The sequence below is a fragment of the Dechloromonas hortensis genome, from assembly GCF_009469765.1.
Classification (GTDB): Bacteria; Pseudomonadota; Gammaproteobacteria; order Burkholderiales; family Rhodocyclaceae; genus Azonexus; species Azonexus hortensis.
This window is the reverse complement of sequence record NZ_SSSQ01000006.1, coordinates 37,431-58,009: the sequence shown is the minus strand read 5'-3', so window position 1 is coordinate 58,009 and position 20,579 is coordinate 37,431. Positions and strand designations below refer to the sequence as shown.

The 20,579-nt window shown below is 52.1% G+C and carries 17 protein-coding genes; 15 read left to right on the top strand and 2 right to left on the bottom strand.

From position 1 onward, the window contains the following. Positions 1-106 precede the first annotated feature (106 nt). Together GH663_RS11310 and GH663_RS11305 are read right to left on the bottom strand one after the other, a co-directional pair. Positions 107-1,177 (bottom strand): nitroreductase family protein, encoded by a 1,071-nt coding sequence (locus GH663_RS11310; RefSeq protein ID WP_153131851.1) that lies wholly within the window; start codon positions 1,175-1,177, stop codon positions 107-109. Between the two features lie 2 nt (positions 1,178-1,179). After that, entirely contained in the window at positions 1,180-2,052 is an 873-nt protein-coding gene (locus tag GH663_RS11305) for a ThiF family adenylyltransferase (protein ID WP_153131850.1), read from the bottom strand. A 142-nt stretch (positions 2,053-2,194) separates the two neighbouring features. On the opposite strand from GH663_RS11305, the gene GH663_RS11300 reads away from it, so the two are divergent. From GH663_RS11300 to GH663_RS11230, 15 genes are all read left to right on the top strand, one after another. Next, positions 2,195-3,355 (top strand): ABC transporter permease, encoded by a 1,161-nt coding sequence (locus tag GH663_RS11300; protein WP_281349784.1) that lies wholly within the window; start codon positions 2,195-2,197, stop codon positions 3,353-3,355. Beyond that, positions 3,352-4,584, top strand: a complete 1,233-nt coding sequence (locus tag GH663_RS11295; RefSeq protein WP_153131848.1) for an ABC transporter permease — start codon at positions 3,352-3,354, stop codon at positions 4,582-4,584. The genes GH663_RS11300 and GH663_RS11295 overlap by 4 nt, the downstream gene beginning before the upstream one ends. 126 nt (positions 4,585-4,710) lie before the next feature. After that, a complete protein-coding gene (locus GH663_RS11290; RefSeq protein ID WP_246181565.1) occupies positions 4,711-5,334 on the top strand; it encodes an XrtA/PEP-CTERM system exopolysaccharide export protein in 624 nt (207 codons plus the stop codon). A gap of 65 nt (positions 5,335-5,399) precedes the next feature. Then, positions 5,400-6,959: an XrtA system polysaccharide chain length determinant gene (locus tag GH663_RS11285; RefSeq protein ID WP_153131847.1), complete on the top strand. Its 1,560-nt coding sequence runs from the start codon at positions 5,400-5,402 to the stop codon at positions 6,957-6,959. A 9-nt stretch (positions 6,960-6,968) separates the two neighbouring features. Next, the gene (locus GH663_RS11280) at positions 6,969-7,910 is read left to right on the top strand and encodes an XrtA-associated tyrosine autokinase (protein WP_153131846.1); all 942 of its coding nucleotides are present in this window, start codon (positions 6,969-6,971) and stop codon (positions 7,908-7,910) included. After that, on the top strand, positions 7,858-9,555 hold the full coding sequence (locus GH663_RS11275) for a TIGR03016 family PEP-CTERM system-associated outer membrane protein (protein WP_153131845.1): 1,698 nt from the start codon (positions 7,858-7,860) through the stop codon (positions 9,553-9,555). The genes GH663_RS11280 and GH663_RS11275 overlap by 53 nt, the downstream gene beginning before the upstream one ends. 4 nt (positions 9,556-9,559) lie before the next feature. Next, entirely contained in the window at positions 9,560-10,669 is a 1,110-nt protein-coding gene (locus GH663_RS11270; RefSeq protein ID WP_153131844.1) for an XrtA/PEP-CTERM system-associated ATPase, read from the top strand. Then, positions 10,662-11,828 (top strand): non-hydrolyzing UDP-N-acetylglucosamine 2-epimerase, encoded by a 1,167-nt coding sequence (wecB, locus tag GH663_RS11265; protein ID WP_153131843.1) that lies wholly within the window; start codon positions 10,662-10,664, stop codon positions 11,826-11,828. Before GH663_RS11270 ends, wecB begins: the two co-directional genes overlap by 8 nt. A gap of 15 nt (positions 11,829-11,843) precedes the next feature. Next, on the top strand, positions 11,844-12,683 hold the full coding sequence (locus GH663_RS11260; protein WP_153131842.1) for an XrtA system polysaccharide deacetylase: 840 nt from the start codon (positions 11,844-11,846) through the stop codon (positions 12,681-12,683). A 6-nt stretch (positions 12,684-12,689) separates the two neighbouring features. Continuing rightward, positions 12,690-13,727, top strand: a complete 1,038-nt coding sequence (locus tag GH663_RS11255) for a FemAB family XrtA/PEP-CTERM system-associated protein (protein WP_153131841.1) — start codon at positions 12,690-12,692, stop codon at positions 13,725-13,727. Between the two features lie 8 nt (positions 13,728-13,735). After that, a complete protein-coding gene (locus GH663_RS11250) occupies positions 13,736-14,941 on the top strand; it encodes a TIGR03087 family PEP-CTERM/XrtA system glycosyltransferase (protein WP_153131840.1) in 1,206 nt (401 codons plus the stop codon). 139 nt (positions 14,942-15,080) lie between these two features. Continuing rightward, complete coding sequence (locus GH663_RS11245) at positions 15,081-16,244, top strand: TIGR03088 family PEP-CTERM/XrtA system glycosyltransferase (protein ID WP_153131839.1); 1,164 nt, start codon at positions 15,081-15,083, stop codon at positions 16,242-16,244. Positions 16,245-16,256: 12 nt separating this feature from the next. Beyond that, complete coding sequence (locus tag GH663_RS11240; protein WP_153131838.1) at positions 16,257-18,164, top strand: XrtA/PEP-CTERM system amidotransferase; 1,908 nt, start codon at positions 16,257-16,259, stop codon at positions 18,162-18,164. A gap of 11 nt (positions 18,165-18,175) precedes the next feature. Next, entirely contained in the window at positions 18,176-19,360 is a 1,185-nt protein-coding gene (locus GH663_RS11235; protein ID WP_153131837.1) for a glycosyltransferase family 4 protein, read from the top strand. After that, entirely contained in the window at positions 19,357-20,562 is a 1,206-nt protein-coding gene (locus tag GH663_RS11230; RefSeq protein WP_211371128.1) for a glycosyltransferase family 4 protein, read from the top strand. The genes GH663_RS11235 and GH663_RS11230 overlap by 4 nt, the downstream gene beginning before the upstream one ends. Positions 20,563-20,579 lie beyond the last annotated feature (17 nt).

Here is a 20,579-nt window from a genome sequence, read left to right as displayed (position 1 = left end):
AAAACCTCTAGCCAAAAGCAAAATACCGCCCGATTAAATTCGGGCGGTATTTTTTTTCGTAGAAATACCGCCCTCAACAACGGTGCCAGACTCAGTGCTGCAGCACCTAGCCAACCCACAAATCACCCAAATCTTTTCGGATCGAACGTGAGCGCGGCATGCCAGAAACTCCTACCCGGCAAAAAAACACAAAGCTATCGTCTTTTTTGGCACAAGCCAGACTCTCGAAAGCCTCGGTGAGTTCATTAGCTTTTTGATTCAAAGCCTCCACTATCGAAATTTTCTGCTCCGCTCTCGCATACCAACGAAATATCACGGGCGTCATCTCGGGCTGAAGATACAAGTCGTTGGCTGTTGCAGTGAGCCAAAGCCGCTGCAAGGCAATCCCTGCCTGAAGGTAATCCATCAAACCAGTCGGTGCAGTTCGGGGTTGCATTAGGATATGCGCGGCACAAGAAAAACCGGGAATAAAATCAAGCTGTATGCGCGGAGCAATAGTTCCCAATAGATATCGATTGAAAAACTGGACTCGCCCCCAACTCCCCATTACCCATTTCATCAACTTAGCCGTAACCGGGTCAACACCAACAGCCTCCTCCGGCAAGCGGTCTTTGCTATAACGCTCCCCCCACTCAATTATCTCGCGATGGACCAAGTAAGCTTCAGGCGACCTCAGCCGAATATCCGCGCTATCCCAGAGAAGTTTAGCAACCTTCAATCGCTCAATTGCCCCCTCAAAAAAGCGCAAGGAATAATCCTTGCCAACAGCCTTTTCAAGACTACGTCGCTGAAGAGAGCCTAATGGCTGCGTCCGCATCGGCCGGCGCTGAACGACACGCTGTTCAATGTAGGGAAATAAAGGGTCTGGCTCCAAATCCGGCATATTGCGGAAGGTCACATCATAGACCGGAGCATCCTCTGGAGATCCGGCCCGAATCGTCCAATCGATAACATGGTAAAAACCAGTGGCGGCAATTCGGAGCGTTTCGATAAGTGCACCGTGAGCCATCTGACTCGGGCGACCGTTAAAATCGTATACGACATGTTTTCTGGTATCAAAACCGTGAATTGCAACTTGGTCCTCCCCAACAATCTCGAAACGCCATGGTTGAGTATTGTCGCCACTAGGAGCCCAGCGTGCTAAGTCAAGTATTTGAGCTAAGGTATCTCGATTCATTTTTATCTACCTTGGGCCATCTTCGCCAATTGCCCTCTAACCAAACTACGCATCAGACGCTGTAATGGATTTTTGTATCCACCAGGGCGCCAAGTACGCGAATATTGCATGCGGTAAGCATCGAACTGACTTCCCCAAGGGGCATATTTCACCCCGCCTCTGCCCAGCAGGAGCTTCAAAGTTTCCACAGCCGCCACCCCAGCACAAAGCTGGCAAGCAGCAATACTAGAAGGCCCACGACGCTCGGTCAGATTTACTCTGGTGGCGTCGACCACATAGCCTCGCTGAAGCATCGCAGGGGACAAGCCAACGAGAAATCGGATAGCCATCTCCTCCTCATCGCACCCATTGAATCCAAAGTAATCTTCATATGGCATTCCTCCCGGCCCGAATGCCAGCAATGCAACTCCCAAGCCAAGTGGTGCAGCGGTAACAATTGGAATTCCCTTTTTCTCACAAGCAGAGAAGGTTGCACGACGGGCTGAAAAAGCAAAAAAATCTAACCCATCTACATAGACATCCACCCCATCCAAAAAACTGTCAAGGGACTCGATTTTTACGCCGTCAGGAAATAACCGGAGATCAACCTCCGGGTTGATTTCGCGGGCCATATCGGACAGCACATCAATTTTCGGCCGACCAATCGTGCTGACTACGGCCCCCACTTGACGATTGAAATTGACAATATCAAACACATCGAAATCAGCAATCGAGAATTGTCCAATCCCAAGGCGTGCCAAGGTCAGCAAATGAACTCCACCCACCCCTCCGAGCCCCCCGATAGCCACCCGAGATTGTCGCAACTGCTGCTGCTCGCTCTCTGTTACCCAACCGATATTTCTGGAAAATGCCTCGTCATAATTAAAGACTCCCATCGCGCCTCCAGATCAAGTGTGTTTGGTATTAGAATCAATGCAACTACATTACCCGAAGCTTCTAACGGCGCCAATGAGCAATTTAATTACGGAGTTACGGATTGCCATCCGAAACCTGAGGCGCAATAGAAATCGGACCTTGGTGGCCCTTCTGACGGTTGCATGTGGTGTTATTGCATATCTGCTGGCAGGTGGTTTTATCGAATGGATCTTTGCCAGCATGCGCGAATCCACCATTCGCTCGCAGTTGGGACACATTCAGATAGTCAAGCCGGGATACATGGATAAAGGTATTGCCGACCCGTACAATTTTCTTCTACCAGCGAACTCAAGCGAACTGCAAAATATCGAACGAACCCCCGACATCGTCAATGTCGCCCAACGCCTTGCATTCAGCGGCCTGCTTAGTCATGGAGATGCAACAATCAGTTTCATCGGCGAGGGAATCGAACCCGAGCGCGAATCCGTAATCAGTGATCAAATTCATATTCGCACAGGGAAAAATCTTGAAAAATCGGATGAAAAATCAGTTCTACTAGGCGAAGGCTTGGCAAAGAATCTGGGGGTTTCAGCGGGAGACATGGCCGTCCTACTGGTAACCGCTGCTAACGGCACCCCCAATGCTATTGAAGTCAAAGTTTCGGGAACTTTTTTTACTGCAGCCAAGGAGTTTGACGACACCGCACTGCGCCTCCCCATCGACTTGGCTCGAAAATTGATGCGTGTACAAAGTGCAACTAGCTGGGTTCTTCTTTTGAACAATACAGAAAAAACAGCACAGGCCACCAATCAACTTCGCCAAACACTCTCCAGTAAAAACTTTGAAGTGATTCCGTGGACCGATCTAGCAGATTTTTATAACAAAACTGTCATTTTGTTTGGCAAACAGGTCAACCTGATGAAGCTTATCATCGCGGTTATTATTATTCTGACCATATCCAATACCCAAACCATGAGCGTTCTGGAGCGCACAACAGAAATTGGCACAATCATGGCTACGGGATCGCGGCGTTCCGAAATACTGCGTATGTTTATCATTGAAGGGGTCTTAATAGGAGCCATTGGCGGTCTAATAGGAGTTGCCCTGGGATACGGAGTTGCTGAAACTCTTTCGATTATTGGAATCCCCATGCCCCCACCACCAGGGATGGATACTGGCTTTACCGCAGCGATTACTGTCACGACAAATCTAGCGTTGGATGCCTTACTTCTAGCCTTAGTTACAACACTAATTGCCAGCATTATGCCCGCATGGAAGGCTAGTCGAATGAACGTAGTCGATGCCCTACGGTGCAACCAATGAACATCCGTACTTTTGGAGGATTTTCGCTTGCACTGCGCAATCTGCTACGTCACCGGGCGCGCACTGCCGGAACGCTGGCTGCAATCAGCCTTGGCGTCGCCAGCCTTATGCTGGCCGGAGGATTTGTGCAGGACATTTTCGTCCAACTTGGAGAGGCAACCATCCACTCTCAAACGGGGCACATCCAATTAGCACGCCAAGGCTTTTGGGCAACGCGCACACGTACGCCAGAAAACCACATGATCGAACAACCGAATGATATCAAGCGTTCTTTAGCAACATTTCCCGGAATAGAACAGATCGTTACTCGAATTAACTTCTCAGGGATGCTAAACAACGGCAAACGCGATCTAGGAATAATTGGTGACGGCATCGAACCTGACGGTGAAGCAAAAATCGGAAGCTTCATGCGATATATAGAAGGGAGAGCCCTAACGGACAATGACACGGATGGGATTGTGGTTGGCCAAGGGGTAGCGCGCACCCTGAATCTAAAAATCGGAGACCGAGTAACGCTTCTGATCAGTTTGGCTCAAGGCGCTGTTAACACACTAGACTTTGAAGTGGTTGGCATTTTTCAAAGTTTTTCTAAAGAATTCGATGCTAGGGCTGTACGTATTCCAATGGCTGCGACACGAGAATTACTCGATACTCAATCTGCACACTTATTGGTTATCTCCCTTTCCCAGACGGAGAAAACCGACATTGTTGCACAAGCCATTCGAGCGCAAGCCAATGTGAGCGGCCTTGAACTTTTGACTTGGCGTGAACTATCTGACTTCTATGAGAAAACAGTTCAACTCTACGATGCTCAATTCGGAGTGTTGCGCCTAATCATTTTTTTCATGGTCTTACTTAGCGTTGCCAACAGCATAAACATGACATTGTTTGAAAGGACCCGAGAATTCGGAACATTGTTGGCTTTAGGGGAAACTCCCGGGAGCGTATTTGCATTGATCATGACTGAAAGCGCCTTACTTGGTTTATTTGGAGCGTTACTCGGCGTCACCATCGGCTTTGTTTTTGCCTTCATCTTTTCAAGCATAGGTATTGAAATGCCGCCTCCTCCCAACTCAAATCTGGGCTACACAGCACAAATTCGCCTAGATCTTACGATGTCACTAACTTCAGGGGGAATTGGTTTTTTGGCAGCCTTTCTGGCCTCGGTTCTACCTGCTCACCGAGCATCAAAACTGAACATTACCGATGCTCTCCGTCACGGAGTGTAGTCTGCTGTGAAATAGTTCCTCAGGAACACTCTTTCTTTCACGTAATCTGCGCCTACTTTCCGCTATTATTATGCTCTATTGATTTACTTGAGCAGGCGCTCCTGCCACATGATTGAGGGAAAATTTATGTCAAAGACTCGTCAAACCGCCTTGTCGCTTTCCCAGCTTTTCTGGATAGCGCTTGCCGCAGCGACATTGGGAGCCTGCTCCAGTCATCCACCAGCTCCTAGCGCAGCGGCTTCGGCCGACTATAGCTACAAAATTGGCCCCGGCGACAATCTCAATATTGTAGTCTGGCGCAACCCGGAACTCTCCATGTCGGTACCGGTTCGCCCAGATGGCAAAATCTCCGCCCCGTTGATTGACGATCTCAATGCCATGGGCAAGGACTCCACAAGCTTAGCTCGCGATATCGAGAAGGAACTCGGAAAATTCATTCGCGACCCTGTGGTAACAGTCATCGTCACCGGTTTCGTTGGTCCGTACAGTGAACAAATCCGTGTAATCGGAGAGGCGGCAAAGCCACAGATCTTGGCCTACAAGCAGAAAATGACAATCCTTGACGTAATGATTGCAGTCGGGGGGATTACTGACTTCGCCGACGGCAATCGCGCGACAATCCTGCGCACATCTGAAAACAATGCCCAATACACGGTAAGACTAAAGGATCTCGTTAAGCGAGGCGACGTTTCCGCCAACGTCGAAATGAAACCTGGCGATGTTCTAATCATTCCGCAAAGCTGGTTCTGAACATCCCAATAAACCAAAGCCGTCCGCCCCCTCCCCCTAGGACGGCTATTCGTTTGGACTCATAGATGGAAGAGATTCTCCGCCAGGCTTTGGTTATCCTACGTGCGACGTGGCAGCATCGCCGACTGGGAATGCTGGTTGCCTGGGTGGTTGGTGCGATAGCTGCCGGTGTGATTTTACGCATCCCTGACAAATATGAAGCCTCGGCCAGAATATTTGTCGATACCCAATCAATCCTCAAGCCATTGATGTCAGGTCTCGCTGTCCAGCCAAATGTCGAGCAACAAGTCATGATGCTTAGTCGGACATTGATTAGCAGACCCAATGTCGAAAAATTGATTCGCATGGCCGATCTCGACCTAAACCTCAGCGGTAAGGGTGAACGGGAGGCGCTGATGGAGCGCCTGACCAAAACCCTGACTATCTCCAGCGTGGGTCGCGATAATCTCTATACCATTTCCTATAGAGATAGCGACCCTGGCAAAGCTCAACGTGTAGTACAAGCGCTAGTTTCAATTTTCGTCGAATCCAGTCTTGGTGACAAACGCCAAGACTCTGATTCTGCTCGAAAATTCATCGATGAACAGATTCGGAATTACGAGAAAAAGCTGCAGGATGCAGAGGCGCGCCTTAAGGAATTCAAGCTCCGTAATGTGGATTTATATACCGCAGATGGGAAAAACAGTACGGAGCAATTATCAGAGCTCACCAACATGCTGAACAGTTCCCGCCTAGCACTACGAGAGGCCGAGAACTCCCGGGATGCTATGCGCCGCCAGATTGTCGGTGAGGAACCTGTTTTATTACCGGAGGCACCCGGTGCGGACTCAGGTGTGTCGCTTCCGGAAATAGATGGGCGGATAGATACACAAAAAAGAAACCTCGATAATCTCCTGCAACGCTACACAGATCAGCACCCGGATGTTGTTGGCGCAAGGCGCCTAATCAAAGATCTGGAGGATCAAAAACGCCAGGAACTCGTCGCACGAAAGAAGTTCGCTGCCGCGAACCCAGGGTCTTCGGTAAGTAACAACCCCGTATATCAACAACTGAAGGTTTCTTTAGCGGAGTCTGAGGCCAATGTTGCCTCATTACGCGCCAGGGTTTCTGAATACGAGTCACGCTATCGGCGCGCGGTTGACTTGCTGAAGACTCAACCACAACTTGAGGCTGAATACACTCAACTCAATCGTGACTACGATATCCACAAAAAGAACTACGAACAATTGGTCACCCGTAGAGAGTCAGCGGAATTGTCTGGTGACTTGGAGTCGGCAGGCTCGGTTGCAGATTTTCGTCTAATTGACCCGCCACGCGCCTCCCCCAACCCCGTTGCCCCCAACCGTCTGATTTTGCTACCTACAGGCCTTGTTCTTGCACTTGTTGCGGGCCTTTTCGCAGCCTTTGTGGCCAGCCAGGTTCGACCGGTATTTTTCGATGGAAAGACATTGCGCGATGTCACGGGACTTCCTTTGCTCGGAACTGTTTCCTTGATCCCCAACGAAGCACGTCGTGCCAAAGAGCGTACTAGCCTTCACCGCTTCTTGTTGGCTACTGCGGGTCTTGTTATTGCGTATGGTGCAGGTATCGCGATGCTAACTTTCCTCTCTCAACGCGCTGCCTGAGGTAACTCGATGAGTCTGATTGAACAAGCAGCCAAACGTCTTGAGCAACTCCGGCAAGCCGGTGTTGAACTTCCAGAAGACAAACCTGAATTACAGCCCCCCCCGCGCCTCCATCCCCCACAAAACACGGATAGCATCGAGAGTGAGTCATCAGCAAGCCGGCAGTCCGACGCGACTATTTCTAACGTACCAAGCCATCCGCGAGGCAAGCGTGTTGACCTCAACCTTGAGGCGATAGCAGCCTCTGGTCTTCTGGTTCCTCATGCAACCCGCAGCCAGCTAGCAGACGAATACCGAGTGATAAAGCGCCCCCTAATCGCAAATGCGATGGGACGGTCGGCCACCCAGATTGCCAACGGGAATCTGATCATGATTACCAGCGCCTTGCCAGGTGAAGGTAAAAGTTTTACGGCCATAAATTTGGCCATCAGTATTGCGATGGAACTGGACAATACGGTAATGCTGGTCGACGCAGATGTTGCGCGCCCATCAATTCTGAACATGCTGGGCCTCCCACCGGCCCCCGGCTTGCTGGATGTTGTCGACAAAAATTCCGTTGACATCTCCAGTGTATTAATGCGAACCAACATTGACAAACTGTCTATCCTTCCCAGTGGTACGCAGCACCCTCGTGCAACAGAACTACTGGCCAGCGATGCAATGGTTCGCTTACTTGATGATATGTCCCGGCGATACAGCGACCGGATCATCATTTTTGACTCCCCTCCTTTGCTACTCACGACCGAAGCTCGTGCTTTAGCAACACATATGGGGCAAGTTGTAATGGTGGTCAATGCGGCGCAAACGACCCAAGCTGCTGTTAAACAGGCTGTTTCGACTATCGATGCCTGTCCAGTCAAAATGATGGTTCTCAATCAATCCCGCCAAACAGCCGGAGATGGATATGGTTACGGGTATGGCTACGGATATGGATATGGAAATGAGAGCTAGGAAAAATATTAAATCTGTACAGCCAGCATCGATTATTGGACTTTGTTGCTTTTGCTCACTAGCTTTCGCTCAAAGCGTTAGCACTGGTTCAGATTCCGGTTCTGCCTTTTCTGCCACAAATGCCTCTGCTGCCACCCAAACGCCACCTTCTGCTTTAGGAAACTCGACATCACAAGGGCGGGCCTGGGTCATTACCCCCAGAATCGGGGTAACCGAAACCTACAGCGACAATGTAAACGTCAACGCCAGCAACAATAAGAAGCAAGGGGATTTTACAACTGAAATTTCCCCAGGCATTCGCGTGGAGGCGAGAGCCGCTCGCCTAAAAGCCTATCTGGATTACACCTTGCGCGGATTATTCTATGCACGAGAGTCCGGCTATAATCAAACGCAAAACTCGTTGAATACATTCGGTACTTTTGAGGCTGTCGAGAAATGGCTATTTCTTGATTTCAGTGCTCTGATTGCACAACAGGCAATCTCTGCCTTTGGTCCTCAATCCCCCAGCAATTCGACAATCAACAATAACGTCACGGAAACCGCCACCTACAGGCTTTCTCCCTATATTCGTGGCCAGGCGGGAGGGCTCGTTGACTACTTGCTACGCTACAACCTTTCGACAACGCGATCTGATGCATCAGCTGTATCGGATACCAACATATCCGAGTGGACTGGCCAACTTCGTGGTTCTACCCCATTTCGAAACCTGAAATGGACAATCGATGGCAGCCAACAGAGCGTCGATTACACACGCGGGCGTGACACTGATTCCGAACGCATTAGAGGGATGCTGACTTATTCACTATCCCCACAGTTCAGAGTTTCGGCCAGTGCCGGACAGGAGTCGAATAACTATGCCTCATTGGACCAAAAAACCAATGACACCTATGGTTATGGCTTTGACTGGAACCCGACTGAGCGCACTCAGATATCTGCTTTCAAGGAACGTCGTTTTTTTGGTGACGGTCACAATGTTAGCTTTAGTCATCGTTTCCCGAGGAGCAGCATCCGTTTCTCCGACACAAGAGATGTTTCGGTTTTACCGAACCAGTTCACCACCGTCGGCTTTGGATCGGTATACGACCTGTTTTATCCCTTGCTGGCGAATGTCGAGCCTTATGCCAGCATGCCTCCCGGTGCGAAAGAAAGTGCCATTGCCAACGCCATCTACAGTCTCTTTGGCGTTCCGGCAAATACTCAAGTCACGAGTAGCTTCCTGACCTCCCGAGCCACTGTCCAGCGCAGGCAACAACTTGGTTTAACGCTCACGGGCATTCGAAATACGATTACGCTGATGGTTAGCCAAGGTGAAGATCAGTCTGCCTTGGCATCGGCAAGCAGCAATGATGACTTTTCACAAAGCAATATTGTTCGGCAGCGGGGTTTTAGCTTGAATTACTCACACCGACTCAGTGACATTTCCAATCTGAATGCGCTTGCCTCGCGCCAGGAAAGCACTAATTCCGGGACCATCACAGGCACGGGAAATCTCAAGGCCACAACAACGATCTACCAGATTAATCTATCTACCAAGCTTGGCGCCAAGACCACTGGAGCGCTTAGCGCACGCCGTTCAGAATTTGACAGCGCCACCAACCCCTATACGGAAAACGCCATCATCGGAAGCGTTTTCTTCGTGTATTGACCATATGTACGAAGCATACTACGGCTTAAAAAACAAGCCCTTCCAGCTAAACCCCGACCCGTCATTCTATTTCGGCAGCCGGCAACACCGTCGAGCCACAGCCTATCTTGAATACGGCATGCATCAGAATGAAGGCTTCATTGTCATTACAGGGGAGGTTGGCGCTGGAAAGACCACGATAGTCCGCGGATTACTTGAAAGCCTGGACCCGGAAAAAGTTGTTGCCGCCCACTTGGTCAGCACCCAACTTGATGCCGACGACACCCTAAGACTGGTCGGTGCCGCTTTTGGGCTGCGGACCAAGGATGTCTCCAAGTCTGACATTTTGATGTCACTTGAAGCCTTTCTGATCAGTATGACAAGCAAAGGAAAGCGTTGCTTGCTAGTGGTCGATGAAGCCCAGAATCTTACGGCCCGCGCCGTGGAAGAGCTACGCATGCTTTCAAACTTTCAGTTTGGGAACCACGCACTTCTACAAAGCTTCTTGATTGGGCAGCCAGAGTTCCGAGGCATCCTGCAAAGCCCGCACATGATGCAATTTCGGCAACGTGTCATTGCTGCCTGTCACATAGGCCCATTGGATGTTGCCGAAACGCAGGCCTATATTGAGCATCGTCTGAAATGCGCGGGCTCAACGGGCATTCCCAAGATTTTGCCGGCAGCTTATGAAGCGATCTTCAAGGCGAGCAGCGGTATCCCGCGACGTATCAATTCGGTTTGCGACCGGCTTCTGCTCTCGGGCTATCTAATCGGGAAAAAGGAGTTCAACGACTCTGATGTAGACGAGGTTGCCCGTGAAATTTATGAGGAAACCCTCGGCGATAGTACGCCCCTCCCAGCGGGCTATACGCCCGCGGTACCGCCCTCACCCTCCCCGTACACCAATCTCAACCTCCCCCGCTTTAGTAACACAGGGGAAACTTATGAAGACCCGGTTGCCTTGCTTGCCACCCTGAATGTCGAGCAATTTGGTGAGCGTCTTGCGCGCCTTGAACGCAGCCTTCTGCAACTGGAAAAAATCAATACCGCGACCTTGGGGCTATTGCAGCAGCTAGTCAGCAACGATATTCAGTTGAAACCCGCCGCAGTCCAAACAGAGAATACAAATGCCTGACCTTTGGCCAGTTGAACTCGGACCTGTTATCTGTGTAGTCGGGGCTCGTCCGAATTTCATGAAGATTGCCCCGATCTTGCGCGCCTTCGCAGCGAATCAGCCGGCCATTCCGACACTTCTTGTGCATACCGGGCAGCATTACGACCATGAGATGAACGACAAATTGTTTGAAGATTTGCGTTTGCCACTCCCCGACATCAACCTCGGTGTCGGATCAGGGTCTCATGCGGTGCAGACCGCCGAAGTCATGCGACGATTCGAACCGGTACTAGATGACAATAAGCCGTCCTGCGTTCTCGTTGTGGGTGATGTCAATTCGACGCTGGCCTGTACCCTTGTTGCAGTAAAGAAGGGCATTCCGGTTGCTCACGTCGAAGCCGGCCTGCGTAGCAATGACCGCAGCATGCCTGAAGAGATCAACCGCATTCTGACCGATCAGATTGCAGATCTTCTGTATACGACAGAAAGAAGCGCCGCCGACAATCTGGCCCGCGAGGGCATTTGTTTGGAACGCGTACGTTTTGTTGGCAATGTGATGATCGACTCTCTGCTAAATAATCGCGAATTAGCGCGTTCACCGGCGGACTCAATCCGCGCCACCGGCGCCAACCCTCAAATTATCGAGGGAACAATGGGTTATGGCGTGGTCACCATGCACCGACCGTCCAATGTTGATCAGCCAGAAGTTCTCACCGCGTTGCTGAAGGTACTTCGAGAAATTTCAACATCTATTCCCTTGGTCTTTGCCCTTCATCCAAGAACAAAAGCCAATATCGAACGCTTCGGACTGGCGGAACATATCGACACAGAGCGCATGATCATGCTGCCGCCGCAGGGCTACCTGGAAATGCTCGGGCTGATGGCCGAGGCTCGCATGGTATTGACAGACTCTGGCGGTCTTCAGGAGGAAACAACAGCGCTTGGGATACCCTGCCTGACAATGCGCGAAAATACCGAACGCCCAATTACGGTCGAACAAGGCACAAACACCATGGTCGGACGTGATGTTGTAATGATTCGACACCATGCTGCCGAAACACTTTCTGGACGCGGCAAGAGCGGACGGATTCCGGAACTTTGGGATGGCCACGCCGCCGAGCGGATCGCCGCTGATCTCTCCGAATGGCTGCTTTCCCGACACGGCAATGAAGTTCACTGATTGTTGCAGACGCCCATGCAAGCTCACCCAGCCAGCAATGCCCTGACCATTGATGTAGAGGACTACTTTCAAGTCTCTGCATTTGCGCCACATATCCCGCGTAGCGACTGGGCAATTCGTGAATGCCGCGTTGAACGCAATGTCGACCGCATCCTGGCAATGCTTGACGATCACCAAACCAAAGCAACGTTTTTTACCCTGGGCTGGATTGCCGAGCGCTACCCTGAGGTTATCCAACGAATTGTTTCCGGCGGTCATGAGTTAGCCAGTCATGGCTACGGGCATGAACGGGCAAGTGACCAAGGGCCGGAATCTTTTTTTGCCGACATTCAGGTTGCCAAGCTGATTCTTGAGGACCTCGCCGGTTACGAAGTCAAAGGCTATCGTGCCCCAAGCTTCTCGATTGGGGAAAAAAACTTGTGGGCCTTTGAATGCCTGGAGCGAGCAGGATACCGCTATAGCTCAAGCATTTACCCTATTCGCCACGACCATTACGGGATGCCAAATGCTCCCCGTCACGCCCATAAAATAGGCAACCTGCTGGAAGTTCCGGCAACTACTTTGCGTTTCTTCAACCGTAATTGGCCAGCCAGTGGCGGTGGGTATTTTCGCTTGATGCCCTATGGTCTATCGCGCTGGATGATTCGCCGCGTCAATGCAGTAGACAAACTTCCTGCAGTCTTTTATTTCCACCCTTGGGAAATCGACAGCGAGCAACCTCGCATCCCCAATATCAGCAGCAAAACACGTTTCCGCCATTACGTAAACATTGGCCAGATGGAGCATCGTCTGCGCCGTCTGCTGGCCGATTTTTCATGGACCCGGATGGATCACCTATTTCTTGGCAAGGCCTGATTCATCATGATCATCAAGCAGCTATCCCCTTCCGACCTAGTCGATGTGCAGCGCTGGGATGAGTTTGTCTTCGCCTGCCCAAGTGCCACGTTCTTTCATCGCGCCGGCTGGCAGAGCATTCTGCACGAAGTTTTTCGCCATCCGACCTACTTCCTCTACGCTGAAGATGGCGGCGAAATTCATGGGGTATTGCCGCTGGCGCATGTTAACAGCCTGCTTTTTGGCAATGCCCTGATTGCCCTGCCCTTTGCGGTCTACGGTGGTGTCGCAGCTAAAAACAAGGATGCCTTGCAGGCACTGGAAGAGGCAGCCAAGGCGCTCGCACAAAAACTTGGTGTCGGGCATCTTGAGTTCCGCAATATCGAGCCACATCACACCAATGATTGGCCGACCCAGGATTTATACGTTACTTTTCGCAAGGAAATCCTGCCTGAAGTTGAACAAAATATGCTCGCAATTCCACGCAAACAGAGAGCCATGGTCCGCAAAGGGATCAAAAATGGCCTTGTTAGCACGGTCGACCGCAGCAGTGAGCGTTTTTTCAAACTTTTCGCCGACAATGTGCATCGTCACGGCACTCCGGCACTGCCCAAGCGCTACTTCGATAGCTTGATGCGTGTTTTTGGTGATGATTGCGAGATCCTGACCGTTACCTCAGCCGATGGTCAGCTCTTGAGCAGCGTTTTCTCGTTTTACTTCCGTGACGAAGTCCTGCCCTATTACGCCGGAGATGATGAAAGCGCCCGCAACCTGGCAGCAAACGACTTCAAGTATTGGGAATTGATGCGCCGTGCTTGCGAGCGGGGCCTCAAGGTCTTTGATTACGGCCGCAGCAAGAAAGATACGGGCCCCTACGCTTTCAAGAAAAACTGGGGTTTTGAACCCCAACAACTACATTATGAATACTGCCTTTACAAGCGCGACAGCATTCCCCAGAACAACCCGAACAATGCCAAGTACAAACTGTTCATCGAAGCCTGGCGGCGCATGCCGATAGGACTCGCCAACTGGCTGGGACCGCATATCGTCCGGAATCTTGGCTAGGGGGATAGATGGCCAATATTCTTTATCTTGTCCATCGCCTGCCTTACCCCCCCAACAAGGGGGACAAGGTACGTTCGTACAATCTTTTAAAGCACCTGCTCAAACAGCACCGGGTCTTTCTTGGCACCTTCATTGATGATCCGGAAGATGAGCCGCACATTGCGACACTACGGAGCATGTGCGCCGATCTCCATGTCGCCAAGCTCAACCCACGCATGGCCAAGATACGCAGTCTCAATGGCCTCCTTGCCGGAGAGCCGCTAACGCTTCGCTATTACCGCGATGCGGCGCTGCAACACTGGGTGGACACGACCTGCCGATTGAACAAAATCGATGCCACGGTAGTTTTTAGTTCGGCCATGGCTCAATACATCGAAGACAAACGGCGCATGCCGGTGCTGATCGACTTTGTCGACGTCGACTCAGCCAAGTGGGCGCAGTACGCCCCCAAGCATCGCTGGCCAATGTCCTGGCTCTATCGGCGTGAAGGGCAACAACTGCTTGCCTATGAACGGCTGATCGCCGCCCAGGCAGTGCGCTCATTTTTTGTCACTGATGCCGAAGTTGCGCTCTTCAACCACTTGGCACCTGAATGCGGCGTGCGAACCGAAACCATGTGCAACGGCGTCGACACCGACTACTTTTCCCCCTCGCCGGAACGCACATCCCCTTACGCCGCAGAGGAAACCCCCATCGTATTCACCGGGGCGATGGATTACTGGCCGAATGTCGATGCCGTATCCTGGTTTGCCAATGAGGTATTCCCCGCCCTGCGCCAACGCCGGCCAGACGTTCGTTTCTACATTGTCGGTCGTTCCCCGACACCTGAAGTCCAAGCACTGGCCAACGAACATATCGTCGTCACGGGTACAGTCCCGGATGTACGGCCCTACCTGCAACATGCCAGCATCGTGGTCGCACCACTGCGCATTGCCCGCGGCATCCAAAACAAGATTCTCGAAGCCATGGCCATGGCTCGCCCGGTCGTCGCGACGACCGACTGTGCGGCTGCGGTCGACGCTGTCAAAGGCACGGAATTGCTGGTCGCCAGCAACGCAATCGAGTTCATCGACACCATTGATTCGCAGCTGGCTTCTCCTGTGACAGGCAACACCATTGGCGAAGCGGCTCGCTCTCGGGTGGTTGCACACTGCAGCTGGGATGCAAACATGAATCGTATTGATCCCTACCTCTCACGCCAGTCTTCTTCATGAAGGCCCTTAGCTCCCAAAATGGCACGCAGTGGCTGCAAGCTTGGGAGCTAGTATTTCATAGGGGAAGCAAACTGCATTTCGGAATGCCCTCCCGGGCGAAAGCAAGGCGCCCATCAATTGACATATTCGATGGTGAGCAATGAAAAGTGATACCCGACCGCTTGTCGCCCACGTGATGTACCGCTTTGATACAGGTGGTCTGGAAAATGGGATAGTTAACCTGATAAACCACATGCCAGCCGACAGCTATAGGCATGTCATCATAGCGCTGACGGAAGTCACTGATTTTCGCCATCGTATAAAGCGGGACGATATTCAATTTGTTTCGCTGCACAAGCCACCAGGCCACGGTATATGGCTGTTTCCAAAACTTTTCCGGCTTTTTCGGCAGTTACAACCAGCGATTGTCCATAGCCGTAACCTGGCGGCGCTTGAAGTTCAATTGCCTGCCTGGTTGGCCGGTGTTCCGGTCCGCATTCATGGAGAACACGGTCGCGACGTTGGCGACCTGGATGGCTCTAATATAACTTACCAGCGCGTCCGACGCTTTTATCGCCCATTCGTGAGTTATTACCTCGCACTTTCGCGAGACCTCGCCCAATATCTGAACGGTATAATTCGCATTCCTCAGAACAAGGTGCTCCAAGTTTACAATGGCGTTGACTGCTCGCGTTTTCATCCAGGCCAACCGGATCAATCCATTCCCGGTTGCCCGTTTACTCGTCCGACTCACTGCTTGCTGGGCACAGTAGGTCGTATGCAGACAGTCAAAGATCAGCCCACTTTGGTCCGGGCTTTCATTCGTGCGCTAGAGATGGAGCCTCAACTGAAAGAACAGATTCGCCTCGTCTTGGTCGGTGATGGGCCGTTGCGTAAAGAGTGCCAGCAGCTACTCAATGCCGCGGGCCTCGACCAATTGGCCTGGCTTCCTGGCGAGCGCAATGACGTACCAGAGGTCATGCGAGGACTGGACTGCTTCGTCCTGCCCTCGCTGGCCGAAGGTATATCCAACACTATCCTTGAAGCCATGGCTTCTGGCCTGCCGGTAATAGCAACCAATGTCGGCGGCAATGCCGATCTTGTTGTGGCGGAGCAAACCGGGGTTCTTATCCCGTCAGCGGATCCTGAATCGATGGCTAGGGCGATCATCCGGATGGCCAAACAGGCCGACACCAGGCAATCAATGGCGCTTAGCGGGCGTCGCTTGGTCGAAGAAAAGTTCAGCATGAATGCCATGGTGGCAAGTTACCAGGGCACCTACGACAAACTATTGCATCGCAGCAGTGTGAACCTCAGGCCCTGACAGGAAAATCCCATGTGTGGCATTACCGGAATTTTTGACACCCGAGGTAGAAGCGACATTGATCGTACGGTACTGCACCGCATGAACGAATCGCAGTTCCATCGAGGCCCGGACGAAGGCGGTCTGCACGTCGAACCAGGCCTTGGACTTGGTCATCGCCGCCTGTCGATCATCGATCTGTCCACTGGCCAGCAGCCGCTATACAACGAAGACCAGAGTGTTTGCGTCGTCTTCAACGGCGAAATTTACAACTATCAGGAACTCATCCCCGAACTTCAGGCACTTGGTCACGTTTTCCATACCCGCAGCGACACTGAAGTCATTGTGCACGCGTGGGAATCCTGGGGGGAACGCTGTGTAGACCGCTTTCGCGGCATGTTTGCCTTCGCTTTGTGGGACCGTAATCAGCAATCGCTATTTCTGGCCCGCGACCGCCTTGGTGTCAAGCCGCTGTACTACGCGCTCCTCGATGATGGAAACTTTCTTTTTGGCTCGGAACTAAAATCGCTTCTGGCTCATGGTGGCCTCAAGCGCGAGATCGACCCTTACGCCATCGAGGAGTATTTTGCGCTGGGATATGTCGCGGAACCGCGCGCCATATTCAAACAGGCCAGGAAGCTTCCTCCTGCACATACGCTGCTTTTGCGCCGTGGCCAAGTTGTTGGCCAACCGAAGGAGTACTGGGACGTCCGTTTCTCCCTCGACAACCCAATCAGCGATCGAGACGCCTGCGCCGAGTTGACTGCCCGACTTGAAGAGTCGATCCGGCTGCGGATGATCTCCGAAGTCCCGCTCGGTGCATTTCTCTCTGGCGGCGTTGATTCGAGCGCGGTCGTTGCCATGATGGCCGGTCTCTCGAAGACTGCGGTCAACACCTGCTCGATCGGCTTTTCCGACCCCGCTTTCAACGAAACTGAATTTGCCAAGACGGTGGCTGATCGTTATCAGACCAATCATTATCTCGACATGGTCGAAAGCGATGACTTCGATCTGATCGACACGCTGGCCCGCTTATACGATGAACCCTATGCCGATAGTTCGGCAATCCCAACCTATCGGGTCTGTGAACTGGCACGCAAGCATGTCACTGTAGCGCTCTCCGGTGATGGTGGAGATGAGAGCTTTGGCGGCTATCGCCGCTACCGCCTGCACCTTATGGAAGAAAGCATGCGTTCTGCGCTGCCACTGGGTTTGCGGCGCCCACTTTTTGGCACACTTGGCAAACTCTACCCCAAGGCTGATTGGGCACCACGAGTCTTTCGGGCCAAAACAACCTTTGAAGCCTTGGCGCGGACCTCAGCCGAAGCTTATTTCCACAGCATGTCGCTAATTCGCACACCGATGCGCCGGCGATTGTTCAGCGACTCACTGAACTCGGCTCTTGGCGGCTACAGCGCACTCAACGTGTTTCACGAGCACGCCAAGAAAGCAGGCACGGACGACCCGCTCGGCTTGATTCAATACATCGACCTCCATACTTACCTCATCGGCGATATCAATACCAAGGTTGATCGCGCCAGCATGGCGCACTCCCTGGAGGTACGTGAGCCACTGATGGACCACCCACTGGTTGAATGGCTGGCCACACTGCCGTCACATCTCAAAATGCGCGGAAGCGAAAGCAAGTACCTGCTGAAGAAAAGCATGGAGCCATTATTGCCGCCAGATATCATGTACCGCCCCAAAATGGGTTTTGCCGTTCCGCTCTCCCGTTGGTTTCGTGGGCCGCTGCGTCAACGTGTTCGCGACACGCTGCTCAAAGGACAGATTGCCGAGTCAGGATGGTTCAATCCCGAGGTCATCAAGAAAATCGTTGAACAGCATGAGTCCGGACTAGGTGATCACAGCACACCAATCTGGACCCTCCTGATGTTTGATGCATTTATGCGTTGCGTCATGAACGATCCTGCCGCTATCTGATCGAGCATTGCATGAAGATTCTCTACCACCACCGTACCGCCTCCAAGGATGGCCAGGCGGTCCATATCGAAGAGATGGTCGACGCACTGCGAGCCAACGGGCACGAAGTGCTGGTCGTCGCGCCGAACGTTGGTGAGCAGGGCGAAATGGGCGGCAAGGTCAGTTGGGTTCACCACCTGAAGGCTGCCCTACCCAAAGCAATCTATGAACTGCTCGAACTCGCCTACTCACTGCACGCCTATCGAAAGCTGCTAGCGGCCGCTCGCGAATTCAAACCCGATGTCATTTACGAACGCTACAACCTGTATCTACTGGCCGGAACGATGCTCAAGCGCAGGATGGGTATTCCACTCTTGCTGGAAGTCAATTCCCCCCTTGTCTTCGAACGCTCCCAGCATAGCGGCGGCCTCGCCCTGCCCTGGCTTGCCAAATGGGCGGAAGGCACAGCTTGGCGGAGCGCTGATTATGTGCTGCCAGTAACCCATGTACTTGCCGAATACGTCAAAGCCTATGGCGTGCCTGATGAACGAATCTCGGTGATTCCCAATGGAATCAACGAAAAACATTTCGCATCGGCCCCACATATTTCAACCGCCAAAGCACAGATTGGTTTGGCAAACGCACTGGTACTGGGCTTTACTGGTTTTATTAGGGACTGGCATGGCGTTGATCGCATTATCGACTGGATGGCGAGCAAATATGCTCCCGAAAACTCGCACCTTTTGGTGGTTGGCGATGGCCCTGTGCGCCAGGACCTGGAGGCCCAGGCCCATCGTCTTGGTGTCGGAGACCGGGTCACCTTCACCGGCGTGGTTCATCGCGATGCCGTCCCCGGACTCGTTGCCGCCTTTGATATTGCCTTGCAACCCGCAGTGACCTCATATGCTTCACCACTAAAACTGATGGAATACATGGCGCTAGGCAAAGCCATCATCGCCCCACGTGCGCAAAACCTGCTTGAAATTCTGAAAGATGAGCACAACGCCCTCATGTTTGATGCAAGTTCGGCGGGCGATTTGCAGGCAAAACTAACGCAGCTATGCGACAACGCGGATTTGCGCTCCCGTATAGCACAAGAGGCATACAAGACGATCACCTGCCAGGAACTCACCTGGCTAGGTAATGCCCGAAAGGTCGCAACGCTCGCTCAGCAATGCAATGCGTGCAACGCATCTGATCAAGGCAGACAAGCGTGAACGATGCGACTCGGCGTCCAATCCGGACCCTTCTCTTTTCAACCCTGTACCCAAGTGCAGTCAGACCGATTCATGGCCTTTTTGTTGAAACACGTCTTCGCGAACTGCTGCAAACAGGTCAGGTGGAAACCAAGGTCGTAGCACCGGTCCCCTGGTTTCCATTCAAGGGAAAGAAATTCGGCGTCTATGGAAAATACGCCGAGACGCCAAAAATTGAACACAGAAACAGCATTGATATTTTTCACCCGCGCTACTTGCTGCCCCCAAAAGTGGGGATGAACATTGCACCATACTCATTGGCACGCTCAGCCCTGCCAGTCATAAGAAAAATCATTCGCGACGGTTTCGATTTCGACCTGATCGATGCCCACTACTACTATCCAGATGGTGTAGCAGCCGGAATCATTGCCCATGCACTGGGGAAGCCATTTGTCGTTACCGCTCGCGGCAGCGATCTGAACCTGATTGCGCAATATCCAAAACCACGGCGTCGGATCCTTGAAACAGCGAAGCAAGCAAAGGCTTCAATTGGCGTCTCATCTGGTTTGATGCAAGTACTCTCATCACTGGGAGCCGAGGCCAGCAAATTACGTATCATGCGCAACGGGGTTGATCTGGAGCGTTTCCAGCCGATTGAGCAAGCGAAAGCGCGAAACAGGCTCGGCCTTCCCAATGATTGTCGCATTCTGTTATCGGTCGGCAACCTGATTGAATTGAAGGGCCACGATATTGCGATCAAGGCTCTGGCAAAGCTGAATAACAATGAACGACTTGTTCTGGTCGGACATGGCCCTGAGCGTTCGGCACTTCAAGAACTTGCAGACAAGCATCAACTCTCCGAGCGTGTGATGTTTGCTGGCCAGGTTCCAAATGAAGAACTGGCATACTGGTATAGCGCTGCCGATGCGCTGCTACTGTGCTCCAGTCGCGAGGGATGGGCCAATGTTCTCTTGGAGTCGATGGCCTGCGGTACACCGGTCATTGCGACCAATATTCCTGGCACGAATGAAGTTATCAGGCATAACGCCGTTGGACGCTTAATGTCCAGACGCGACGACGAAGCCTTGCTTGCAGCCTATGCCGACCTTTTTTCAAAACCTATCGACAAAATTGCCATCAGGGAATACGCCGAGCAATTCGGCTGGGATGTTACAACACAAGCCCAGATCGAACTTTTTCAAGAAATTTCGAGGTCTCGATGACAAACCGGGGACTTATC